At 70.0% G+C, this 2,790-nt stretch carries 1 protein-coding gene; it reads left to right on the plus strand.

The features are described from left to right. Nucleotides 1–105: 105 nt before the first annotated feature. Nucleotides 106–2,790, plus strand: a 2,685-nt coding sequence (locus ABTZ59_RS36950; protein WP_351425853.1) for a condensation domain-containing protein, incomplete at its 3' end; no start/stop codon positions are given.

Below are 2,790 nucleotides of genomic sequence, written 5' to 3' on the forward strand. Positions count from 1 at the left end.
GCGGATCCGTTCGGTGGGTCGGGTGCGCGGATGTATCGGACGGGGGATGTGGTGCGGTGGTCGGTTGATGGTGTGCTGGAGTTTGTGGGGCGGTCCGATGATCAGGTGAAGGTGCGGGGTTTCCGTATCGAGTTGGGTGAGGTGGAGTCCGCCCTCGTCTCCCATCCCCAGATCGCCCAGGCGGTCGTGCTCGCTCTGCCCGCAGGTGGCGCCGGGAGCGCGAAGCGCCTGGTCGCGTACGTGGTCCCGGGCGCCGGAGCCGCACCGACGGTGGCTGGTCTGCGGGAGTTCCTGACGGGTGTGCTGCCGGAGTACATGGTGCCGTCCGCGATGGTGATGCTGGACACGTTTCCCTTGATGCCGAATGGCAAGGTCGACCGCAAGGCACTGGCCGGTGTGGAGTCGTCCGGTGTCGCGGAAGCCGGGTACGTGGCGCCGCGTTCCACGACGGAGGAGATCCTCTCCGGGATCTGGGCGCGTGTCCTCGGTCTTGAACAGGTCGGTGTGGAGGACAACTTCTTCGATCTCGGCGGGGACTCGATCCTCAGTATCCAGGTCGTCTCCCAGGCCCGCGCCGCCGGTCTGGCCCTCTCGCCCAAGGATGTGTTCGACCGCCAGTCGGTACGGGCCCTGGCCGAGCATCTGAGCCGAGTGTCCGCGACGGAACGAGCATCCGACACGGCCGAGGCCGTCGAGCCCGTCATGGGCCCGGCACGGCTCACACCCATCCAGGAGTGGTTCTTCGGAACCCCGGCCGGTCCCTCCCACCGCTTCGACATGTCGATGGCCGCCACGCTCGCCCCCCGCACCGACCTCGACGCGCTCGCGGGAGCGGTGACCGCCCTGGTCGCTCACCATGACGCGCTGCGGCTGCGCTTCCTCCGCGACGAGGCGGACATATGGACGCAGCACGTCGCTGACCTGGCCGACAGCACCTACGCGTATACGGAACACACCGATCTCGCGCATCTTCCGTCCGGTGAGCGGCAGGCCGAGATGGACCGGCTCACGGACCTGGCCCGTGACGCGCTCGATCTCACCGACGGACCGCTGCTCCGCGCGCTGACCTTCGGTCTCGGGGAGGACGCCGACCGACTGGTGCTGCTGGTCCACCACGCCGTGGTCGACGGCGTGTCATGGCGGGTGTTGCTGGAGGATCTGGCGCTGGCGTACGGGCAGTTGGTGTCCGGGGTGGTGGTGGATCTCGGGCCGCGTTCGGCGTCGTTCCAGGAGTGGGCTTCGCGGTTGCGTGCGCATGTGGAGGCGGGTGGTTTCGACGCGGAGCTGGAGTACTGGAGCCGGGTCGGTCAGGACGTACCCACCGAGCTGCCGGGCGTGACCACAACGGCCCAGCCCGCCGAGCGGGCGGAGTGCGCCGAGCCCGCGGCTCTGGCCACCGCCTCTGCCGAGCTGTCGGCGGACGCCACGCGCAGACTCCTGCACGCGGTGCCCTCGGTGTATCGGACCCGGGTCAACGAGGTGCTGCTCGCGGTGCTCGCTCGCGTACTCGGCCGCTGGACCGGCCAGGACCGGGTCCTGGTGGACGTCGAAGGGCACGGCAGAGAGGAGATCTTCCCCGGAGTCGATCTGTCCCGGACCGTGGGCTGGTTCACCACCGTCTTCCCCCTGGAACTGGTGTCCGCCACGGAGCCGCGGCCTGACGCCGACGGCCGCACGGGCGCCGACGACCGCACCGGTGCCGACGGCGAGGCGGGCGCCGCCTGGGACGTACTGGTCAAGTCCGCCAAGGAGCAGCTGCGTTCGGTGCCCGGCCGCGGTCTCGGCTACGGCGCGCTGCGCCACCTGCGCCGCTCCGTCCCCGAGATCCACCCGCAGGTCAGCTTCAACTATCTCGGCCAGTTCGACACCGGCACGAGCGCCGCGTCCGGCTCCTCCCCGCAAGGTCCCCTCAAGGAGGTCGGGTTCATCCAGGACGGCGCCGGTCTGCTCGCCGGTCGCGACCACGCGCTCGATGTGACCTCCCGGGTCGCGGACGGCAGGCTGCTGGTCACCTTCGTCTGGGCGTCCGGTTTGTTCACCGACGAGGTGATGGCGGAACTGGCGTCCGGATTCGTCGGCGAGTTGGCCGACTTCCTCGCCCACTGCGAACTGCCGGGCGTGGGTGGTGTCACGCCGTCGGACTTTCCGCTGTCGCCACTCGACCAGGCGGGCCTTGACGCGGCGGTCGGTGACGGGCGTGGTGTCGAGGAGGTGCTGCCGCTGATGCCGTTGCAGTCCGGGATGCTCTTCCACGCCCTCGCCGAAGCGGACAGGCCGGCCTACTTCGAGCAGCTGATGTACGTGGTCGACGGTGTGCCGGACGTCGACCGGTTCGCCGCCTCCTGGCAGCGCGTGGTCGATGAGATACAGGCGCTGCGGATCGGGGTGGTGTGGGACGGGGTACCCCAGCCGGTACAGGTGGTGCACCGGGACGTACGCCTGCCGGTCGAGATCCTGGACTGGCGCGACAGCCTCCTGACGGAACAGGACGCCCGCTGGGAAGCTCTGCTGGCCGCCGATCACCGGCGCGGTCTCGACCTGCGTCAGGTGCCGCTGGCCCGGCTGACCCTGGCCCGGCTCGGCGAGGGCCGCCTCCGGGTCCTGTTCACCTTCCACCACATCCTGCTCGACGGCTGGAGCGTCGCGCGGGTGCTCTCCCTCGTCCTTGACGACTATGCGGCGCGGCGGGATGGGCTGGTGTTGCCGGTGGTGGCGGGTGGTCGTGCGTTGGGTGTTCAGGCGGGGTGGATGGCGGGGCGTGATGTGGGGGTGGCGGAGGAGTTTTGGCGC

It is taken from the genome of Streptomyces sp. NPDC094034 (genome assembly GCF_040303865.1).
GTDB lineage: Bacteria > Actinomycetota > Actinomycetes > Streptomycetales > Streptomycetaceae > Streptomyces.